The organism is Streptomyces sp. NPDC059255, from assembly GCF_042752355.1.
Lineage (GTDB): Bacteria > Actinomycetota > Actinomycetes > Streptomycetales > Streptomycetaceae > Streptomyces.
The window spans coordinates 72,744-90,983 of sequence record NZ_JBHYZP010000032.1; the positions used below are offsets into that span (position 1 = coordinate 72,744).

The 18,240-nt window shown below is 71.0% G+C and carries 18 protein-coding genes; 11 read left to right on the forward strand and 7 right to left on the reverse strand.

Annotated features, from left to right (window positions below):
• The first annotated feature begins 27 nt into the window (after positions 1-27).
• Positions 28-1,551: an amidase gene (locus ACFXKG_RS30245; RefSeq protein ID WP_384845816.1), complete on the forward strand. Its 1,524-nt coding sequence runs from the start codon at positions 28-30 to the stop codon at positions 1,549-1,551.
• A 102-nt stretch (positions 1,552-1,653) separates the two neighbouring features.
• On the opposite strand, the gene ACFXKG_RS30250 is transcribed toward ACFXKG_RS30245, so the two are convergent.
• Both ACFXKG_RS30250 and ACFXKG_RS30255 read right to left on the reverse strand, forming a co-directional pair.
• Complete coding sequence (locus ACFXKG_RS30250; RefSeq protein WP_384845818.1) at positions 1,654-2,112, reverse strand: ribose-5-phosphate isomerase; 459 nt, start codon at positions 2,110-2,112, stop codon at positions 1,654-1,656.
• A gap of 109 nt (positions 2,113-2,221) precedes the next feature.
• On the reverse strand, positions 2,222-3,988 hold the full coding sequence (locus ACFXKG_RS30255) for a dihydroxyacetone kinase family protein (RefSeq protein ID WP_384845820.1): 1,767 nt from the start codon (positions 3,986-3,988) through the stop codon (positions 2,222-2,224).
• Positions 3,989-4,078: 90 nt separating this feature from the next.
• On the opposite strand from ACFXKG_RS30255, the gene ACFXKG_RS30260 reads away from it, so the two are divergent.
• The 9 genes from ACFXKG_RS30260 to ACFXKG_RS30300 all read left to right on the forward strand — a co-directional run bounded on the left by ACFXKG_RS30260 (position 4,079) and on the right by ACFXKG_RS30300 (position 12,885).
• Complete coding sequence (locus tag ACFXKG_RS30260; protein ID WP_384845822.1) at positions 4,079-4,759, forward strand: GntR family transcriptional regulator; 681 nt, start codon at positions 4,079-4,081, stop codon at positions 4,757-4,759.
• Between the two features lie 214 nt (positions 4,760-4,973).
• Positions 4,974-5,918 carry a sugar phosphate isomerase/epimerase family protein gene (locus ACFXKG_RS30265; protein ID WP_384845824.1) on the forward strand — a complete coding sequence of 315 codons (945 nt, stop codon included), beginning with the start codon at positions 4,974-4,976 and terminating at the stop codon, positions 5,916-5,918.
• Complete coding sequence (locus ACFXKG_RS30270; RefSeq protein WP_384845826.1) at positions 5,915-6,793, forward strand: NAD(P)-dependent oxidoreductase; 879 nt, start codon at positions 5,915-5,917, stop codon at positions 6,791-6,793. The genes ACFXKG_RS30265 and ACFXKG_RS30270 overlap by 4 nt, the downstream gene beginning before the upstream one ends.
• Before the next feature lie 14 nt (positions 6,794-6,807).
• Positions 6,808-7,785 carry an aldo/keto reductase gene (locus tag ACFXKG_RS30275; RefSeq protein WP_384845828.1) on the forward strand — a complete coding sequence of 326 codons (978 nt, stop codon included), beginning with the start codon at positions 6,808-6,810 and terminating at the stop codon, positions 7,783-7,785.
• A gap of 219 nt (positions 7,786-8,004) precedes the next feature.
• Positions 8,005-9,330 (forward strand): ABC transporter substrate-binding protein, encoded by a 1,326-nt coding sequence (locus ACFXKG_RS30280; protein ID WP_384845830.1) that lies wholly within the window; start codon positions 8,005-8,007, stop codon positions 9,328-9,330.
• Positions 9,327-10,277, forward strand: coding sequence for a carbohydrate ABC transporter permease (locus ACFXKG_RS30285; RefSeq protein ID WP_384845832.1), 951 nt, complete (start codon positions 9,327-9,329; stop codon positions 10,275-10,277). Before ACFXKG_RS30280 ends, ACFXKG_RS30285 begins: the two co-directional genes overlap by 4 nt.
• A 12-nt stretch (positions 10,278-10,289) precedes the next feature.
• Positions 10,290-11,195 (forward strand): carbohydrate ABC transporter permease, encoded by a 906-nt coding sequence (locus tag ACFXKG_RS30290; RefSeq protein WP_384845834.1) that lies wholly within the window; start codon positions 10,290-10,292, stop codon positions 11,193-11,195.
• The gene (locus tag ACFXKG_RS30295; RefSeq protein WP_384845836.1) at positions 11,192-11,827 is read left to right on the forward strand and encodes a DUF624 domain-containing protein; all 636 of its coding nucleotides are present in this window, start codon (positions 11,192-11,194) and stop codon (positions 11,825-11,827) included. Before ACFXKG_RS30290 ends, ACFXKG_RS30295 begins: the two co-directional genes overlap by 4 nt.
• A 14-nt stretch (positions 11,828-11,841) precedes the next feature.
• Positions 11,842-12,885, forward strand: coding sequence for a hypothetical protein (locus tag ACFXKG_RS30300; RefSeq protein ID WP_384845838.1), 1,044 nt, complete (start codon positions 11,842-11,844; stop codon positions 12,883-12,885).
• Positions 12,886-12,895: 10 nt separating this feature from the next.
• Here the strand turns inward: ACFXKG_RS30300 and ACFXKG_RS30305 are convergent, their stop codons facing one another.
• Positions 12,896-13,585, reverse strand: coding sequence for a GntR family transcriptional regulator (locus tag ACFXKG_RS30305; protein WP_384845840.1), 690 nt, complete (start codon positions 13,583-13,585; stop codon positions 12,896-12,898).
• Between the two features lie 127 nt (positions 13,586-13,712).
• Entirely contained in the window at positions 13,713-14,375 is a 663-nt protein-coding gene (gene def, locus ACFXKG_RS30310) for a peptide deformylase (protein WP_384845842.1), read from the reverse strand.
• A 118-nt stretch (positions 14,376-14,493) separates the two neighbouring features.
• On the opposite strand from def, the gene ACFXKG_RS30315 reads away from it, so the two are divergent.
• The gene (locus ACFXKG_RS30315; RefSeq protein ID WP_384845844.1) at positions 14,494-15,072 is read left to right on the forward strand and encodes a helix-turn-helix domain-containing protein; all 579 of its coding nucleotides are present in this window, start codon (positions 14,494-14,496) and stop codon (positions 15,070-15,072) included.
• Between the two features lie 312 nt (positions 15,073-15,384).
• Here ACFXKG_RS30315 and ACFXKG_RS30320 read toward each other — a convergent pair whose 3' ends face one another.
• The 3 genes from ACFXKG_RS30320 to ACFXKG_RS30330 form a co-directional block, all read right to left on the reverse strand.
• Entirely contained in the window at positions 15,385-16,209 is an 825-nt protein-coding gene (locus ACFXKG_RS30320; protein WP_384845846.1) for a putative hydro-lyase, read from the reverse strand.
• Positions 16,206-17,540: an MFS transporter gene (locus ACFXKG_RS30325; RefSeq protein ID WP_384845848.1), complete on the reverse strand. Its 1,335-nt coding sequence runs from the start codon at positions 17,538-17,540 to the stop codon at positions 16,206-16,208. The genes ACFXKG_RS30320 and ACFXKG_RS30325 overlap by 4 nt, the downstream gene beginning before the upstream one ends.
• Positions 17,541-17,742: 202 nt before the next feature.
• The gene (locus ACFXKG_RS30330) at positions 17,743-18,195 is read right to left on the reverse strand and encodes a VOC family protein (protein ID WP_384845850.1); all 453 of its coding nucleotides are present in this window, start codon (positions 18,193-18,195) and stop codon (positions 17,743-17,745) included.
• Positions 18,196-18,240 lie beyond the last annotated feature (45 nt).

The window sequence follows — 18,240 nt, forward strand, 5'->3', positions numbered from 1 at the left end:
AGCACACGACGCACGCAGGAGCACACCATGACGGAACACTTCGCCCTCGACGAGACCACGATCGCCGACGTCCACGCCGCGTACCGGGCCGGCACGCTCACCGCCCGCGCCCTGGTGCGGGCGTACCTCGACCGGATCGCCACCGTCGATGCCCCCGACGCCGACGGACCCGGGCTCAACTCCGTCCTGGCCGTCAACACCGCCGCGCTCGACGACGCGGACGCGCTCGACGAACGGCTGCGGACCACCGGCGAGCTCTCCGGCCCGCTGCACGGGATCCCCGTCGTGCTGAAGGACCAGATCGAGACCGCCGGACTGACCACCACGTACGGTTCCCGGACCGCCGAACACAATGTGCCGGACCGCGACGCCACGATCGTCGGCAAGCTGCGGGAGGCGGGCGCGATCATCCTCGCCAAGACCACCATGCCGGACTTCGCCACCTCCTGGCACTCGACCTCCACGGTCAGCGGCCTGACCCGTAACCCCTACGCCCTCGACCGCGACGCGGGCGGCTCCAGCAGCGGTACGGCCGCCGCGGTCGCCGCCAATCTCGCGACGGTGGGCATCGGCGAGGACACCGGCGGTTCGATCCGGCTGCCCGCCTCCTTCTGCAATCTCGTCGGCCTGCGCGTGACGCCGGGCCTCATCAGCCGCGACGGCATGTCCCCCCTGGTCGAGCCCCAGGACACCCCCGGGCCCATGACCAGGACCGTCACCGACGCGGCGATCCTGCTCGACGTACTCGCCGGATACGACCCGGCCGATCCCTACACCGCCACCGCGGCGATCGCGCGGAACCGGACCGGCTCCACGGACGCGCGGAACCGGACCGGCTATACGGACGCCCTCGACCCGGACGCGCTGAGCGGAGCCCGGATCGGGGTGCTGCGCCAGGCGTTCGGCAGCGCCGACGACCCCGAGGCCGAGGCGGTGAACTCCGTGATCGGCGCCGCCCTCGACCGGATCGTGGCGGGCGGAGCCGAACTCGTCGACGTCGAGGTCCCCGATCTGGACCACTACGTCGCCTACACGTCGGTGTACTTCTCCCGTTCCCGCGCCGACATGGACGCGTTCCTGGCGACCCGCCCCGGGATCAAGGCCACCTCCGTCGCCCAGGTGTACGCCGACGGCCTCGCCCACCCCAACCTCGACCTGTTCGCCGGAATCGCCACCGGCCCGGCCCGCCCGGCCGACGACCCCGACTACCACCAGCGGCTGGAGGCCCGCGAGCGGTTCCAGCGCGACATCATCGGTGTCATGGCCGCGCACCGCCTCGACGCGCTGTGTTTCCCCGATGTGCGCATCGCGGCGCCGACCCACGCCGATGTGCTCGCCTCGCGCTGGACCTGCCTGGAGTTCCCGACCAACACGGTGATCGCGTCCCAGCTCTGGATGCCTTCCATCACCGTCCCGGCCGGATTCACCGAGGACGGGCTGCCCGTCGGTCTGGAACTCATGGCCCTCCCGTACCACGAGGCGGACATGCTGGCACTGGCCTACGGAGTCGAGCGGGCGACCGGCTCCCGGCGCACACCCGACATGGGGTGACTGCGGCCCGGGTGACCGCGGCCCATGCCCCGGGCCACCGCGCGCTCCTTCCGGGACGCGGTGCCCCGGGGCCGTACCGGGTCACCGTGCTTCGTAACCGGTTCACCGTGCTTCGTACTTGTCGATCTCGACGACCTTCGCGTGCGACGGGCCGGCCGTGTCGAATCGGTGGCCGAGCCACTCCCTGGCCAGCCTGCGGGCGACCTCGATGCCCACCACCCGCTGTCCCATGCAGAGGATCTGCGCGTTGTTGGAGAGGACCGACCGCTCGACGGAGTAGCTGTCATGGGCGGTGACCGCGCGCACTCCCTTGACCTTGTTGGCCGCTATGGCGACCCCGAGTCCCGTCCCGCAGACGAGGATCGCCCGGTCGGCCTCGCCTCGCGCGATCATCTCGGCGGCCCGGATGGCCACGGTCGGGTACGGGGTGTGCCCTTCGGCGTTCACACCGATGTCCAGGACATGGGCCACATCGGGATCGTCCTGGAGATCGGCCTTGATGCGCTGCTTGTACTCGTATCCTGCGTCGTCCGAGCCGACGACGAGGCGCCAGGCGTTCATGAGGGGAAGTCCGTTCGTCGTGGGCCTGAGCCCCTGGGGCCCTGAGGGCCGGGAGTGTGCGGAGCCGGCGGCCGCCGGTCCGCCGGGTCCCGGTGCCGAGGGGCGGTCATCAGGCCGCGGGGAAGAATCCCGCCACGACCCCGGCGAGCGTGGCGAGGGAGACGGCGCCGGGATCCGGGGTGCCGAGGGACCGTTCGCCGTGGACGCGGGCCCGGCCGAGGCGGGGGAGCAGGCCGGCGGTGGCGTCCGCGGCGGCGGTGGCCGCGGCCGTAGCCTTCGCCCAGGCGGTGGCGGGATCGGCGCCGGACGCGACCGCCGCGGCGAAGGTGTCGGCCAGCGGTACGAGCGCGTCGACCAGGGTCTTGTCGCCCGGCACGGCCTTGCCGTAGGCCGTGACCTGCTCGACGGCGCGGTTCAGCCCGCGCACGAGGTCCGCCGCCGCGGGGGCGCGGCCGTCGCCCAGTTCATGGCCCACCGCGCGCAGGATGACCGCCCAGATGGCGCCGGAGGTGCCGCCCGCCCTGTCGGACCAGGCGCTCGCCGCCGCGTCGAGCGTGGTCAGCGCGCCCGCGCCCTGCCCGGCCGCCGCGGCGGCGGCGCGGGCCGCCGCGCGGGTCCCGCGGCGCATGCCGATGCCGTGGTCGCCGTCCCCGGCCACCGCGTCGATACGGCCCAGTTCCTCGGCGGTGGCGTCGATCGCGGTGTGCGCGGCGTCGAGGCCGTCGGCGATGCGGGCCGCGAGCCGGCGCGACTCCTCACTCGCCTCCGGCTGCGGCCCGGATCCGGCCCCGGCCACCGCGGCTCCGTCGGCCGCCCCGGTCCCCTCCGCGGCCGGATCCCGTACGGACCGAGGCAGTGGGGCGTCGACGCTTCCGGTACGGAACGCCGGGGTGTCGGCCGCCGCGAACCACAGCCGCTCCAACTCGTCGTCGAGCCACAGCAGGGTCAGCGAGACCCCCGCCATGTCGAAGCTGGTGCAGAACTCGCCCACCTGCGGGTCGGCCACGAACACACCGGCGGTGTCGAGGAGTTCGGCGACGCGCCGGTAGACGACGTACAACTCCTCGTACTTCACCGAGCCGAGGCCGTTGAGCAGGGCGACGACCCGGGCACCACGCGGCCCGTCCGGCGGTGGTACCTCCTCGCCGGACAGCAGCCGCTCGACGAGGAGTTCGGCGAGCCCGTCGGCCGTCGGCAGGTCCACCTCGGCGATGCCCGGCTCACCGTGGATGCCCAGTCCGATGGCCATCCGGCCCTCCGGGACGGTGAACAGCGGCCGGACGGCCCCGGGGAGGGTGCAGCCGGAGAAGGCGACGCCCATCGAGCGGGTGCGTTCGTTGGCCCTGCGCGCCAGGGCCTCCACGGCGTCGAGATCGTGTCCGGCGGCGGCCGCCGCCCCGGCGATCTTGAAGACGACGAGGTCCCCGGCTGTTCCGCGCCGCTGGTCGGCGCGGTCGGCGGGGGCGCTGAACACGTCGTCGGTGACCCGTACCGTACGGCAGTCGATGCCGTCGGCGCGCAGGGCGGCCTCGGCCTCGCCGAAGTGCAGGACGTCGCCCGCGTAGTTGCCGTAGGACAGCAGAACCCCCTTGCCCTGCTCGGCGGTTCGCGCCACCGACTCCACCTGGTGCGCCGAGGGGGAGGAGAAGGTATTGCCCACCGCGGCGCCGTGCGCCAGACCGGGGCCGACGAGTCCCGCGAAGGCCGGGTAGTGGCCCGATCCTCCTCCGACGACCACCGACACCGTCGGCCGCTCGTCCCGCGTCGAGCGCACGACACCGCCCGGCACCCGCCGCACCCACCGGCCGTTCGCCGCGGCGAACCCGGCGAGCATCTCGTCGGGAAAGTCGTCCGGTGTGTTCCACAGTCGCGTCACGTACTCCCCATCCCTTCCGTTCGTCCTGCTGTGTTGTGTTGCCCCAACGTAACTGTTGACAAAAAAATGTCAACAAGTACGGTTCTGGCCATGACGAACGGTGTTCCCACCGCGCTCAGCCGCAGCACACTGCGCGAGCGCTGCACCACTTACGTGCGAGAACAGATCATTTCCGGGACGCTCCGTCCCGGCGAACACATCGTGGAGGTGAACCTCAGCGGCGAACTGGGAGTGAGCCGCGGGACCCTGCGCGAATCCCTGCGCCCCCTGGAGGCGGAGGGCCTGGTCGTCGGCGACGGCCGCGGCCACATGCACGTACGGGAGCTGTCCCCGCAGGAGATCCGCGAGGTCTTCGAGGTCCGCGAAACACTGGAGGTGCTGGCCGCGACCAAGCTGGCCCGGCGCCCCGACCGGCGCGAGACCGCGGCCGAACTGCGCGAGCTGCTCCAGCCGCTGAACGAGGCCGGTCTGTCGTTCGGCCGGCAGATCGAGCTGGACCTCGCCTTCCACGCGAGGCTCTGCCGGCTGACGGGCAGCGACACCCTCAACGCCGTATGGGGCCGGCTGATCGGCCAGATCGAGATGATCATCATCGCGGCCGGACCCGCCCGGGCGAGCGGCCGGATGCGCTACGCCGACCACATCTCCATCGTCGACGCGATCGCCACCGGGGACCCCGCGCACGCGGCCTCCGTCGTCTCCGCGCACATGGGCGACTTCTGCCGCCGCTACGCGGGCGACACCCGGTCCACCCCGTTAGGCCCTGTCTGACAAATCCCGCCTGGCTCGCGACGCCTGGCACGCACACTCGCTGCGTTGTCGGAGTCGCCCGAGTACATCCAGTACACGGGCGATCCTCCGCCTTGCGATTGCACGCACCAGACGCCGCGAGCCCCGCCCCAAGGGGCGGACGGCGCTATTTGTCAGACAGGGCCCAGCCGGAGAGCAGATCCCTTCCCCCCGAGGCTGAGAGACCGGATACGCCATGCCGACGCTGCCACCCCTGTCCTGTTCCACCATCACCTTCCGCGACCGCACACTGCCCCGTGCCCTCGACACCATCGCCGGCCTCGGCTTCCACCAGGTCGACCTGGGCGCCCTCGCGGGGCTGTGCGAGCACGTTCCGCCGCGCGGCACCGCCGCCGAGCTGGCCACCGTCGCGGAGCAGGTCCGGGCCACCTCCCTGACCGTCACCGGGGTCAACGCCGACCCCGGCTCCTTCACCACCCGCGCAGACCACACGGCCGTACGGGAGGCGATGTACCGGCTGCTCGACTTCTGTGCCGATGTGGCGAGCCCGCGACTGGTCCTCACCTGCGGCGAACCCGAGGACCACACCATCCCGGCCGGGGAACAACTGCGCCGGGTCGCCGACGGACTGGAGCCCGTGCTCGGCCACGCCCGCGCGACGGGCGTGGAACTGACCGTCGAGGCACCCCACTACCTGCGCCTGGTCAACACCATGGCGCGCACCACGGAACTGCTCGCCGCACTGGCACCCGGCATCACCCAGGCATGGGACGTCTCCCACGTCAGGGCCTCCGGCGAAGACCCGGCCGAGCTGTTCCCGCACTTCGCCGGCCGGGTGTCGACCGTCCACCTGCGCGACGCCCTGCCCGGGGACATCCGCCGGCCGATGGGCCTGGGCGACATCGACTTCGGCCGGGTGCTGGCCGCCGTCGAGTCGGCCGGCTACCGAGGCCCGCTCGTCCTGGAGCTGGAAACACACGACAGTCCGTTCGCCTCGAAGGAGGAGGAAGTGCGATCCGCGCTGAGCCACCTGGCCACCGCTTGTTCCGAGTCCACCGACCGCACCGGGTCCGCCGACCGCACCGAGCCTGCCGCGCCCACCGCGCGGGCCGAACCCGTCATCCGTACCGCGCCCGGTGCTCCGGCCGTGTCGGCCCGGCCCGGTGGGGAGGTCCGATGAAGGTCGCGTTCGTCGGAGCGGGCGCCATGGGCCTGCCGATGGCCCGGCTGGTGCTGCGCAGGCATCCGGTGACCGTGTTCGACCCGGACTCCGCCCGTACCGCCCAGCTCGCCGCCGAAGGCGCACGGGCCGTCGGCAGCGCGGCCCTGGCGGCCCGCGGGGCCGAGGCGGTCGTGGTCATGGTGGCCACACCGGCCCAGCTCGAACGGGCCCTGTTCGGCGACGACGGTGTCCACGCCGGTATCGCCGCCGGTGCCACCGTGATCCTGATGAGCTCGGTCGGCATCGACTGCGTGGCCGAGGCGGGGCGCCGGCTGGAGGCCCTGGGCGCCCGGGTGGTGGACGCACCGGTCACCGGGGGAGCGGTGCGCGCCGCGACCGGCGAGCTGACCGTACTGGCCGGTGCCGCCCCCGGCGTACTCGACCGCGTACGGCCGGTGCTGGACCTCGTGGCCTCGCGGATCGCCCACTGCGGCGACCGGGTCGGCGACGGCCAGGCGGTGAAGCTCGTCAACCAGCTGCTGTGTTCCGTGCACCTCGCGGCCGCGGGCGAGGCGCTGCAGTTCGCGCGTACTCTCGGACTCGACCCGGCACAGGTCCTCGCCACCATCGAGTCCGGTGCCGCGTCCTCGTTCATGCTGAGCGACCGCGGACCGCGGATGCTCGACACCGGCACCCCACCGGTCCTCAGCGCGATCGACATCTTCGTCAAGGACTCGTCCCTCGTCCTCGCCGCGGCGCGGGAAGCGGGCGCCGTGACCCCGCTGACCGAGCAGGCGGCGGCCCTGTTCTCCCGCGCAGGCCGCCAGGGGCTGGGCCGGAACGACGACTCCAGTGTCATCCGCATGTTCCAGAACGCCGCCCAGAACCCGTAAGGAGTCACACCGACATGAAGTACCGGAAGATAGGCGCCGGCGGGCTCGAAGTCTCCGCCGTCACTCTCGGCTGCATGAGCTACGGCGCACCCGACCGGGGCGCGCACGGCTGGAGCCTGCCCGAGGAGCCCAGCCGCGAGTTCGTCAAGCGGGCCCTGGAACTCGGCATCACCACCTTCGACACCGCCAACATCTACTCCCTCGGCCACAGCGAGGAGATCCTCGGCCGCTGCGTCCGCGACTTCACCCGCCGCGAGGAAGTCGTCATCGCCACCAAGGTCCACGGCGTCATGCGGCCGGGTCCGAACGGCGGCGGGCTCTCCCGGGGGCACATCATGGAACAGATCGACGCCAGCCTGCGCCGTCTGGGCACGGACTACGTCGACCTCTACCAGATCCACCGGTGGGACGACACCGTCCCGATCGAGGAGACGATGGAGGCCCTGCACGATGTCGTCAAGGCCGGCAAGGCCCGCTACATCGGCGCCTCGTCGATGCACGCCTGGCAGTTCGCCAAGGCCCAGTACACCGCCCGGCTCGGCGGCTGGACGAGCTTCGTCTCCATGCAGTCGCAGTACAACCTGCTGACCCGGGAGGACGAGCGCGAGCTGCACCCGTTCTGTCTGGACCAGGGCGTCGGCCTGCTGCCGTGGAGCCCGCTGGCCCGCGGCAAGCTCACCCGGGCGTGGGACGACACCAGCGACCGGATCAGGACCGATCCCCTCGGCAGGACGCTCTACCAGCAGGCCGAGGCCGAGGACCGCAAGATCGTCGACCAGGTCGCGGCGATCGCCGAGGCCCGGGGGGTCACCAGGGCCCAGGTCGCCCTCGCCTGGACGATGCACCGCCCGGTCGTCTCCTCGCCGATCGTCGGTGCCACCAAGCCGCACCACCTCGACGACGCCGTGGCGGCCGTCGGTCTCTCGCTCGACGCGGACGAGATGAGCCTGCTCGAAGCCCACTACGTGCCCCACCGGATGGAGGGTTTCTGACCCTCCGCCCCCGGAGGACTCCCCTCCCGGCGCCCCACAACCACCCCTCCCGGCGGCCCGGTCACCCCTCCCGGCGTCCGCCAGTCACCCTTCCCGGCGGCCCGGTCACTCCTTCCGGCGCCCCTCCCGGCGTCCGCCTCCCCGCCTCCCCACCTCCCCCCTCGCGTCCTGCTCCCCGACTCCCTCCCCTTCACCTTTCAACGGAGAAAGGCACGCACCATGCACCACATCGGCAGAGGTCCCTCCCGCCGCTCCTTCCTCGGACTCGGTCTCGCCGCAGCCGGGGCGACCACCCTCTCCCTGGCCGGCTGCGGCGCCTCCGGCAGCCCGGGGTCCGCCTCGGTCACACCCCAGGGCAACGTCCCGCTGAAGATGTCCGCCTACGGCTCGAACGTCCGGCAGCAGAAGCTCCAGCGGGTCTTCGAGCTGTACGCCAAGAAGCACGGCGGCACGGTCGGCCTGCAACTGCTCTCCAACGAGGCCTACGCGCAGAAGCTGGCCACCGAGATCGCCGGTGGCGCCGCCGCCGACGTCCTGGCCCTCTTCCAGAACATCGTCGCGCAGTACGCCACGAAGAACGCCCTCGCGCCCCTCGACCGCTACGGCGCGAAGGTCCTGGATCTGTCGCACCTCGACCAGGAGGCCGCCTCCGGCGGCGTCATCGGCGGCAAGCGCGTGGCCCTGCCGCTCGGCGACAACGCCTACGGTGTGATCTGGGACCGGTCGGCGCTGACCGGTCTGGGCCTGTCGGTCCCCGAACCCGGCCAGACCTGGGACCGGTTCATCAGCTTCGCCAACGACGTGCGGAAGAAGTCCGGCGGCCGCCTCTACGGCACCATGGACGACAGCACCGACTTCAACGGCTTCGAGATCTTCGTCCGCCAGCGCGGCAAGGAACTGTACAAGGACGGCAAGCTCGGCTTCTCCAAGGGCGACCTCCAGGCCTGGTTCGAGATCTGGGCGGAACTGCGCAAGAGCGGCGCCGCCCCGCCCGGGGACCTCACCGTGCAGACCTCCACCGGCGGCTTCGGCAACTCGCTGCTGGTCACGGGCAAGGTGCCCAACTTCTTCATCTATCCGAACGTCCTGAGCAGCTTCCAGGCCCTGACGAAGAACGAGCTGGCCGTCAGCACCATGCCGATGCCCAGCGCCTCGCAGTCCGGTCACTTCGTCAGGGCCTCCAACTGGGTCGCGGTCAACGCCCGTTCGAGCCACCCCGCGGACGCCGTCGCGCTGGTGGACTTCATGCTCAACGACGAACAGGCCGCGAGCGTCCTCCAGGCCGAGTTCGCCGCCCCGCCCAATCTGGAACTGCGCAGGACGATCACGTACGGCAAGAGCGACCGCGTGTTCGTCGACTACGTCGAACTCGTCGCCAAGGAGTTCGCCCGTCCGGTTCCGCCCCTCGACGAGGAGTTCCCCAGCGGCTCCCCGCAGGTGATGACCGCGTTCGTCACGACGAGCCAGGGAATCGCCACCGGGCAGCAGTCCATCGCCGCGGGGACCGACGGCTTCTTCTCGCAGGCCGAGGGATATCTGTCGTGACCATCACCTCCGGGCTTCCCCGTGCGGCCCCGACCACCGGGGCGAAGCCGGCGCCCACGAGCCGGCGGCGCTCCCAGGGCGCATGGGCACTGCTGTTCCTCAGCCCCTGGATCGTGGGCCTCGTGGTGCTGACGGCGGGCCCCCTCCTGGCCTCCCTCTACCTGTCGTTCACCCACTACGACCTGCTCTCCACGCCCCGGTGGGCCGGGCTGGAGAACTACACGCGGATGTTCACCGCGGACCCGCTGTGGCGGAAGTCCGCAGTCGTCACCCTCGTGTACGTGGCCGTCGCGGTGCCGCTGCAACTCGCCTTCGCGCTGCTGCTGGCCACCATCCTCAACCGCGGCGTCAAGGCCCTGGGCCTGTGGCGTGCGCTGTACTACCTGCCCAGCCTCTTCGGCTCCAGCGTCGCCATCGCCATCCTGTGGCGCGAGATCTTCGGCGCCGACGGGCTCCTCAACAACCTGCTCGGCCTGATCGGCATCGAGTCCACGACCAGCTGGATCGGCGACCCGACCTGGTCGCTGGGCACCCTCGTCCTGCTCCGGGTCTGGGAGTTCGGCTCGCCGATGATCATCTTCCTGGCCGGGCTCCGGCAGATCCCCGCGGAGCTGTACGAGTCCGCCTCCCTCGACGGGGCGGGCACCGTACGGAAGTTCTTCTCCGTCACCCTGCCCATGCTCACGCCCATCATCCTGTTCAACCTGATCCTCCAGGTGATCAGCGCCTTCCAGGTCTTCAACTCGGCCTTCATCATCGGCGGCGGCCAGGGCGGCCCCGGCAACTCGATGCTCGTCTACACGCTGTACCTGTACCAGGCCGCGTTCAACAACTTCGAGATGGGCTACGCCGCCGCCATGGCCTGGGTCCTGCTCACCATCATCGCGGCGGTGACCGCGGTCAACTTCTGGCTCAGCCGGTACTGGGTTCACTACGCCGACGAATAGTGAGAACGCACCATGACAACCACCACCGAACCCGTCGGCGGGAGCGCACCCCCGGGCGCACCCGCGCCCCGTGCCGCCACCGCCGGCCGACGCACCGTCCGGGCCCTGCTCCACCTCGTCCTCGCCGCAGGCGCCGTCGCGATGCTCTACCCCCTGGTGTGGCTGCTGTCGGCGTCCCTGAAGCCGGCCGACGAGATCTTCGGCTCGGCCGGCCTGCTCCCGCACAGCTGGGACTTCGGCAACTACGTCCGAGGCTGGACCAGCGCCGACGGCAGCACCTTCGGACGGCCGCTGCTGAACTCCGTCGTCGTGAGCCTCGGGGCCGTCGTCGGCAACATCTTCGCCTGCTCGCTGGCCGCGTTCGCCTTCGCCCGGCTGGAGTTCCGGTTCAAGGGCATCGCGTTCGCGCTCATGATGATCACCATCATGCTGCCCGCACAGGTGACGATCATCCCGCAGTACGTCCTGTACCACGACCTCGGCTGGGTGAACACCTACCTCCCGCTGGTGCTGCCCAAGTTCTTCGCCGTCGACGCCTTCTTCATCTTCCTGATGGTGCAGTTCATCCGCGGCATCCCCCGCGACCTGGACGACGCCGCCGCGCTCGACGGCTGCAACCCCGGGATGATCTACCTCAGGGTCATCCTCCCGCTGCTGACCCCCGCGCTCGTCACCACGGCCATCTTCACCTTCCTGTGGACGTACAACGACTTCTTCTCCCAGCTGATCTACATCTCCCAGTCGCAGCTGTACACCGTCCCCCTGGCGCTGCGGCAGTTCATCGACGGCACCGGCCAGTCGCAGTTCGGCCCCATGTTCGCGATGAGTGTGCTCTCGCTGCTGCCCACCCTCGCCCTGTTCCTGATCTTCCAGCGGCTGATCGTGGACGGCATCTCCACCTCCGGGATGAAAGGATGACCCGCCCGCCCCGCGGCCCCTGGTGGTCCGGCCGCTGCTACACGGCGCTCGACACGGCCTGCCGGTACCTGTACCTGAGCCTGCTGTGGACGGTCACCGCCGCCCCCCTGGTCACCGCCCCGGCGGCCGCCGCCGCGCTCATGGCGACCGTACGGGCCTGGGCCCAGGGCGACGAAGGCCCCGTCGCCACCGCCTACCTCGGCCATCTGCGGCGCTCGGCACGCACCGGCACCGCCGCCTTCGCGGTCCTCCTCCCGGTCGCCGCGGTGCTGACCGCGAACGCGCTGATCGTCCCGCACATGGCAGGGCAACGGCCGTACGCCGCCGTCGCGTCGGCGGCGGTCGCGATCCCCTTCCTGGTGTTCACGGCCAACCTCGTACCCACCCTCGCGGGCCGTACATCCGGGGTCCGCGACGCCTTCCGCCGCACGGTGGAGCGCGTCGTCGGGCACCCGGTCGCCGCCGGCCTCACCGCCGCCGTCGCCCTGCTCGCCGTCTGCTGCGTCTACGTCCAGCCGCTCGCCGTCCTGCTCATCGCCGCGCCGGCCGCCCGCCTGGTCGTCGCGGTCCACGACCGCCCCGCCCTCCGGGCGGCCACCACCTCGTCACCACGTCACCCTGTCACCCCGTAAGGAGAACGACCCGCATGACCTCGATCGACATCCGGGGAACCGACTTCGTCGTCGACGGGCGGACCGCCAATCAGGGCCGTACCCTCGACGGCATCCCGCTCGACGGTCTGCTGCTCAACAGCCGCATGATCAACGGTGTGTTCGACGACGCCAATCCCGACACCGTCCACCAGTGGGCCTACCCCGACACCGGGGTGTGGGACGCCGAGCGCAACACCCGCGAGTTCCTCGCCGCCATGCCGCAGTGGAAGGCGGACGGCCTCGACGCTTTTACCCTCGGCGTCCAGGGCGGCAGCCCCCAGGGCTACAGCGTCGAACAGCCCTGGGACAACGCCGCGTTCACCCCCGAGGGCGAACTGTCGGCGGCCTACCGCGGACGCCTGGGAAGGATCATCGAGGAGGCCGACCGGCTCGGCCTCGTCGTCATCCTGGACATCTTCTACCACGGCCAGGACCACCGGCTGCGCGACGAACCGGCCATCCGGCGGGCTGTCACCGAGGTCTGTACCTGGGTGCTCCGGTCCGGCTGGCGGCACGTACTGATCGAGATCGCCAACGAGGTGAACTGGCACCGCCACTACACGCACAGCCTGATCAAGGCCGAACGCGTCCACGAACTGATCGCCCTCGCCAAGTCGATCACCCACGAGGGCCGCAGACTGCTGGTCAGCACCAGCTTCCTCGCCCACCCGCCCATCATCACCGAACGGGTGCTCGCAGAGGCCGACTTCGTCCTGCTGCACGGAAACGGGACCCCCGCCCCGGACCGGCTGCGGGAGATGGCCGAGGAGGTCAGGGCCGCACCGGGGTACACCCCGAAGCCCATCATGTTCAACGAGGACGACCACTTCGACTTCGACCAGCCGCACAACCACATGAAGGCCGCCCTCGCCGCGGGCGCCTCCTGGGGCTACTTCGACCCGGGCTCCGTCACCACCGACCCGCCGCGGCCGACGATCGGCGACTACCACCACGGCTATCAGGCCGTACCGGTCGACTGGGCGGCCGGCACCGAGACGAAGCGGGGCTTCTTCGCCGCACTCCGCAGGGTCCGCTGACCCCGACCCGTCACGGCGTGTCCGCGGGCTCCGTCTCCTCGGCGAGCGCGTCACCGACGTACCGGCGGGTGAAGTCCGCCATGTGCTCGGTGAGGGTCTCCCGGACGGCGTCCACGTCACCGGTGCGGATGGCCTCGATGATCGGCAGGTGCGCCTCGTAGCGCATCCTGCCGATCGCCCGTTCCTGCCCCGCCGCGATGATCATCATCCGGATCTGGCTGTTCAGCTGGAGCCAGGAACGGCTGAGCGTGCCGTTGCCGGTCAGCTCGCACATCAGGGCGTGGAAACCCAGGTCGGTGTCGATCCGCTCGCCGAACCCGAGACCGGGCTCCCGCAGTTGCTCGACCTTCCGCTCCAGCGCGTCCGCGAACTCCGCACGCCGGGTGCTCCCCGCGAGTTTCGAGGCCGCCAGGATCTCCAGGGCCGTCCGCACCTCGAAGACGTCGCCGATCTCCTGCGCGCTGAGCTTCCTGACCCGCATCCGCCCCTTCCCGTCGTTGACGAGCAGACCGTCGGCCTCCAGCGGACGCAGAGCCTCCCGCAAGGTCCCCCGGCTGACCCCGAGCGTGTCGCTGAGCGGTACCTCCCGGACGTGCTCGCCGGGTCGCAGCGCCCCCGAGACAATCTGTTCACGCAGATAGGCGATGGTCCGCTCGCGCAGACTCCGACGATCGAAAGGACCGGCTTCACTCACACTCATGACCAAAGGCTATAGCCGTCACCGTCCGCCACCACCCGGCAGCCACCCGATCCGGCTCAGCCCCCGCACGGCGGACGGCCGGGGGAGCCGTCGCGGAGGGGCGAGGCAGCACCGTCACACCGAGCACTCACCGCTCCAGGCCCGCGGCCTTGGCCGCGCGTCGGGCGAAGACGTCCTCACGGCGGTCTGCCATCTGCCGCAGCGCCTCCGTGCGATCCCGCTTGGAGAGCCGGTCGAGATACGTGTGACCGAGAAGGTGATCGGTCTCGTGTTGCAGACACCGGGCGAAGTACCCCGTTCCCTCGATGACGACGGGCTCGCCGTCCTGGTCGAGCCCGCGGACGACGGCATGATCGGTGCGGGGAACCGCCATGCCCGCACCGGGCACGGACAGGCACCCCTCGACGTCGTCGACGAGTCGGCGGCTCCCCGGATCGGGCGGGTCCAGAACGGGGTTGACGAGGTGGCCGACATGCCGGATCCCGTGGTCGTCCAGACAGTCGTAGACGAACAGCCGTAGGTCGACGTCCACCTGGTTGGCAGCCAGCCCGGCGCCGTCGGCCACATACATCGTCAGGAACATGTCGTCGATCAGCGCCGACAGCCCGGGGGAGCCGAACCGGGTCACCTCCTGGCACGAGCGGCTCAGGATCTCCTCACCCACCACCGTGACCCGGCGCACCGAACCACGTTCCGCCTCCGGCGGCAGAGCCGGATACGAGTCGACGGGGCGGCCCTGCAGACGGACGCGCCGGTCGACGGGACGGGACCGTTCATGACGCACAGACACAGCTGCCTCCCCTTCGGTGCGTGCCGTGGACGCCGTGGACACCGCAGACGTCACGGCGCCGTGCTGCTCCCGCACACACTGCTTGCCAAGTTCTTTGCAAAGTAGCAGACTTTGCAAAGTGACCGAAGACGACGTCAACATCCCGAACGACCGGACACGCGGCACGGGCGGAGAACTGCGCGAGCACGAGGTCCGGACGGCCCTGCTGCGCCTGCTCGCCGAAGTGGGCGCGGTCACGGCCACCGAAGCCGCCTCCCGGCTGGGCTACAGCTCCGGCCTCTGCTCATTTCACCTACGGCAGCTCGCACGCCACGACTACATCGAGGAAGCCCCGCACCGCGGGGGCCGCGCCCGCCCCTGGCGTCTGAAGCGGCTCACCACCACGGCCGACGGGTCCGCGGAAGGGGGGTTCGACGACCTGGCCCGGGGCCTGGAGGACGAGAGCTGGCAGCGATGGCTGGCCCAGCGGGACGAGGCGCCGTCCGATTGGCGCCACGACGAAGCCTTCAGCGCCGTCGCCTATCTGACACCTGAGGAGATGAGCCGGGTCGCGGACGTGATCCGACGGACCCTCGCGCCCTACCGGGACCGCGAGCAACGCCCCCTGGCCCGGCCGGACAGCGCTCGACCGGTGGCCCTCATCACCCGGCTGTTCCCGCTGCTTCCCCACGCACCGGGCGACGCGGCCCAGGACTGAGGAGCCGCCTGCTCTCGGCCTCGGACTTGGACTTGGCCCCGGTCCTGCCCGTCCCGGTCCCGGTGGCGCGGGGGCGTCACTGGGTGTCGGTGGCGAACCGGTCGGTGCTCCCCGGCAGTCCGCCGGCCGGGCAAGGCGGGCCTCGACCCGGTCATGGCCGGCCGGCTGTGGGACGCGACCGCCGGCCCCGTCGGGGCGGTCGCCCGCTGACGTACCCGGACGCCGCCGACCGGACGGTGACACCGACCACGGCACGGACAGGGCGGGGGATGCCCAGGACGTGGGGCCCCGGGCGTCGCCACCCCATGGTCGCTACCCCATGTTCTCCGGCCCGGCGTCGACGGTGTGATCGAACACGAACATGTGGCCGGGGTAGTGCGTGATCGCGTACTCGGCCTTGACCTGGGGCAGCGCCAGTTGCGGGGTCACCCCGCAGGCCCAGAACACCGGCACGTCACCGGGCATGAGGACGGGGGACGGTCCGAAGTCCGGCCGGGCGAGATCGGTGATGCCGAGCGCCGCCGGATCGCCGATGTGCACCGGCGCGCCGTGCCCGGCCGGGTAGCGGGAGGTGATCTCGACGGCGCGCGGGACCAGCCCGGCGGGGATCGCCCGCAGACTGACCACCAGGGGACCGGACAGCCTCCCCGCCGGCCTCGTCGGCACGTTCGTGACGTAGACGGGGGGCGCCGCCGAGTCCTCGGCGTAGCGGACGGGGACCCCCGCCGCGCGCAGCGGCCCCTCGAAGGTGTGGCTGCACCCCAGCAGGAAGCCGACGGAATCCGGGCGCCAGTGATCCGTGATGTCGTACGGCTCGTCCGTCAGTTCGCCGTGCCGCCAGACCCGGTAGCGGGGCAGGTCGGTACGGAGATCCGCCTCGGTGCCGCCGAGGCGGACGATCGGGTCACCGGGCTCGGTGACGGCGATGACCGGGCAGGGCTTCGGGTTCCGGGTGCAGAACAGCAGGAAGTCGAAGGCGAGGTCCTGCGGGACGATCACGAGGTTGGCCTGCTGGTATCCGTCCAGGATCCCGGCGGTGGGCCCGGTCCACCGGCCGTCCGCCACGAGACGGCGGAGGGCTGCCGGGGAGGACGGTACGGCGTCGCGGTGGACGGGCCCGCGCCCGGTGGTGGTCATGCGAGCGTCTCCCGGCTGGATTCCCGGACGGTGCGCAGCGTGAGCAGGGCGATCACCACGGCCACCATCAGCAGGAACCCCGGGGCGAGCAGGTTGCCGGTGGCGGAGATGAGCCAGGTCGCCAGGTAGGGGCTGAGCCCGCCGCCGACGATGGTGCCGATGTTGAAGCTGAACGAGAGACCCGTGTAGCGCACCCTCGTGGGGAACATCTCGGCGTACGTCGGGTAGGTGACGGACTGGACGATCGGCATCGGCAGGGCGAGAACCACCATGGCGGCGACCGCGAGCGGGAAGCTTCCCAGACCCATGACGACCATGGCGGGGATGACCAGGACCGCGTATCCGGCGAAGCCGACCGTGAGGAGGCGTTTGCGGCCCCATCGGTCGGAGAGCGCTCCGCAGACCGGCATGAGAGCGGCCACGAACAGGCTGATCCCGCCCATGATCCAGAACGTGGAGGACTTGGCGTAGCCGAGTTCGGTGGTGAGGTAGATGTTCATGAAGATCAGGCCGACCCAGTAGCCGCAGTTGGAACCGATGGCCAGCAGGGTCACCTTGACCACCGGACCGCGATGTCGTGTGAGCACCTCGGTCAACGGTGCCTTCGCCGTGGCCTGTTCCGACTTCTTCGCGAGGAAGGCCTCGGAGTCCTCCAGACGCTTGCGCGCGAACAGCGCGAGGGCGACCAGCGGAAGCGAGAGCAGGAAGGGGATGCGCCAGCCGTAGGCGTCGAGCTGACGCTCGCTCAGCAGGGTCGTGGTGAGGCCCGCCACCAGAGCCGCCGTTCCGCCTCCGAGGGCCACACCGACGGGGGTGAAGGCTCCGAAGAGTCCGCGCTTGCCGTGCGGGGCCGACTCGGCGAGATACGTGGCGGAGCCGGTCACCTCGCCGCCCGCGAAGAACCCTTGCGCCAGCCGTATCAGGAGCAGTGCCACGGGCGCGGCCACACCGATCGTGCCGGCCGTGGGCAGCAGCCCGATGGCGGCGGTGGCGCTGCCCATCCCCACCACGGTGAGGATCAGTACGGGTTTGCGCCCGACCCGGTCACCGAGCCTGCCGAGGACGATGCCGCCGAGCGGCCGCATCAGGAACGCGCTGCCGAACACCGCCAGGGTCGCCAGCAGGGTGGCCGTGGGGTCGTCGCCGGGAAAGAAGTGCGGGCCGATGACGACGGCCAGGTAGCTGTAGACGCCGAACTCGTAGTACTCGATGGCGGTACCGGCCGCCGCCGCCATCGCCGCCCTGCGGGGAGCCGAGGCCGACGGGCCTGCCCCGGCCCCGGGGCCCGAGGTGTTCCCGGGTGCGCTGGGAACCGTTGATACGCTCGTCATGGGGGTCCTCCGGATCTGACATGTCCTATGGCTGGGATGTGCTGTCAGTCGTGCGGGTCGTACGGATGCGGTGCGTACCGCGGGCGGACGGGCCGTACGGCACGGGGGCCCGCACGACGGTCATCAGCGGGACCAGTCCTCCTGCTGATGACCGTCGTCCGATGCCGGGCCCCGGCCCGTCCCGGTCCGTCCCTGTGACGGATCAGACGGCGAAGAGCTGGTTGATGTCGGCGAACGCCTTGAACTCCATCGCGTTGCCCGCCGGGTCGAGGAAGAACATCGTCCACTGCTCGCCCGGCTCACCCTGGAACCGGACATAGGGCTCGATCACGAAGTCGGTGCCCGCTGCGGTGAGCCGGTCGGCGAGTTCCTTGAACTCGGCGACGGGGAGCACCAGTCCGAAGTGCGGCACCGGTACCTGGTGGCCGTCCACGGGGTTGGTCCCGGCGATGGCGTCCCGGTCGGTCCCGGAGGGGCCGTCACCGACCTGGTGAGTGACCACCTGGTGGCCGGCGAAGTTCCAGTCGATCCACTTGGTGTCCGAGCGGCCCTCGCCGAAACCGAGCACCGTGCCGTAGAACACCCGGGCGGCTTCGATGTCGTCGACCGGGATGGCCAGGTGGAAGGGGGCGAGGGCGGTGGGCTGAACGGTCATGTCTCTTCCTTGGTTGAGATGTGACAGTGGTGAGTGTGCGGTGTG

Bases quoted from the DNA above. Each gene is read 5' to 3' on its own strand.
- ACFXKG_RS30245 (WP_384845816.1), top strand. From the start codon at position 28: ATGACGGAACACTTCGCCCTCGACGAGACCACGATCGCCGACGTCCAC.
- ACFXKG_RS30250 (WP_384845818.1), bottom strand. From the start codon at position 2,112: ATGAACGCCTGGCGCCTCGTCGTCGGCTCGGACGACGCAGGATACGAG.
- ACFXKG_RS30260 (WP_384845822.1), top strand. From the start codon at position 4,079: ATGACGAACGGTGTTCCCACCGCGCTCAGCCGCAGCACACTGCGCGAG.
- ACFXKG_RS30265 (WP_384845824.1), top strand. From the start codon at position 4,974: ATGCCGACGCTGCCACCCCTGTCCTGTTCCACCATCACCTTCCGCGAC.
- ACFXKG_RS30270 (WP_384845826.1), top strand. From the start codon at position 5,915: ATGAAGGTCGCGTTCGTCGGAGCGGGCGCCATGGGCCTGCCGATGGCC.
- ACFXKG_RS30275 (WP_384845828.1), top strand. From the start codon at position 6,808: ATGAAGTACCGGAAGATAGGCGCCGGCGGGCTCGAAGTCTCCGCCGTC.
- ACFXKG_RS30280 (WP_384845830.1), top strand. From the start codon at position 8,005: ATGCACCACATCGGCAGAGGTCCCTCCCGCCGCTCCTTCCTCGGACTC.
- ACFXKG_RS30290 (WP_384845834.1), top strand. From the start codon at position 10,290: ATGACAACCACCACCGAACCCGTCGGCGGGAGCGCACCCCCGGGCGCA.
- ACFXKG_RS30295 (WP_384845836.1), top strand. From the start codon at position 11,192: ATGACCCGCCCGCCCCGCGGCCCCTGGTGGTCCGGCCGCTGCTACACG.
- ACFXKG_RS30300 (WP_384845838.1), top strand. From the start codon at position 11,842: ATGACCTCGATCGACATCCGGGGAACCGACTTCGTCGTCGACGGGCGG.
- ACFXKG_RS30305 (WP_384845840.1), bottom strand. From the start codon at position 13,585: ATGAGTGTGAGTGAAGCCGGTCCTTTCGATCGTCGGAGTCTGCGCGAG.
- ACFXKG_RS30320 (WP_384845846.1), bottom strand. From the start codon at position 16,209: ATGACCACCACCGGGCGCGGGCCCGTCCACCGCGACGCCGTACCGTCC.
- ACFXKG_RS30325 (WP_384845848.1), bottom strand. From the start codon at position 17,540: ATGACGAGCGTATCAACGGTTCCCAGCGCACCCGGGAACACCTCGGGC.
- ACFXKG_RS30330 (WP_384845850.1), bottom strand. From the start codon at position 18,195: ATGACCGTTCAGCCCACCGCCCTCGCCCCCTTCCACCTGGCCATCCCG.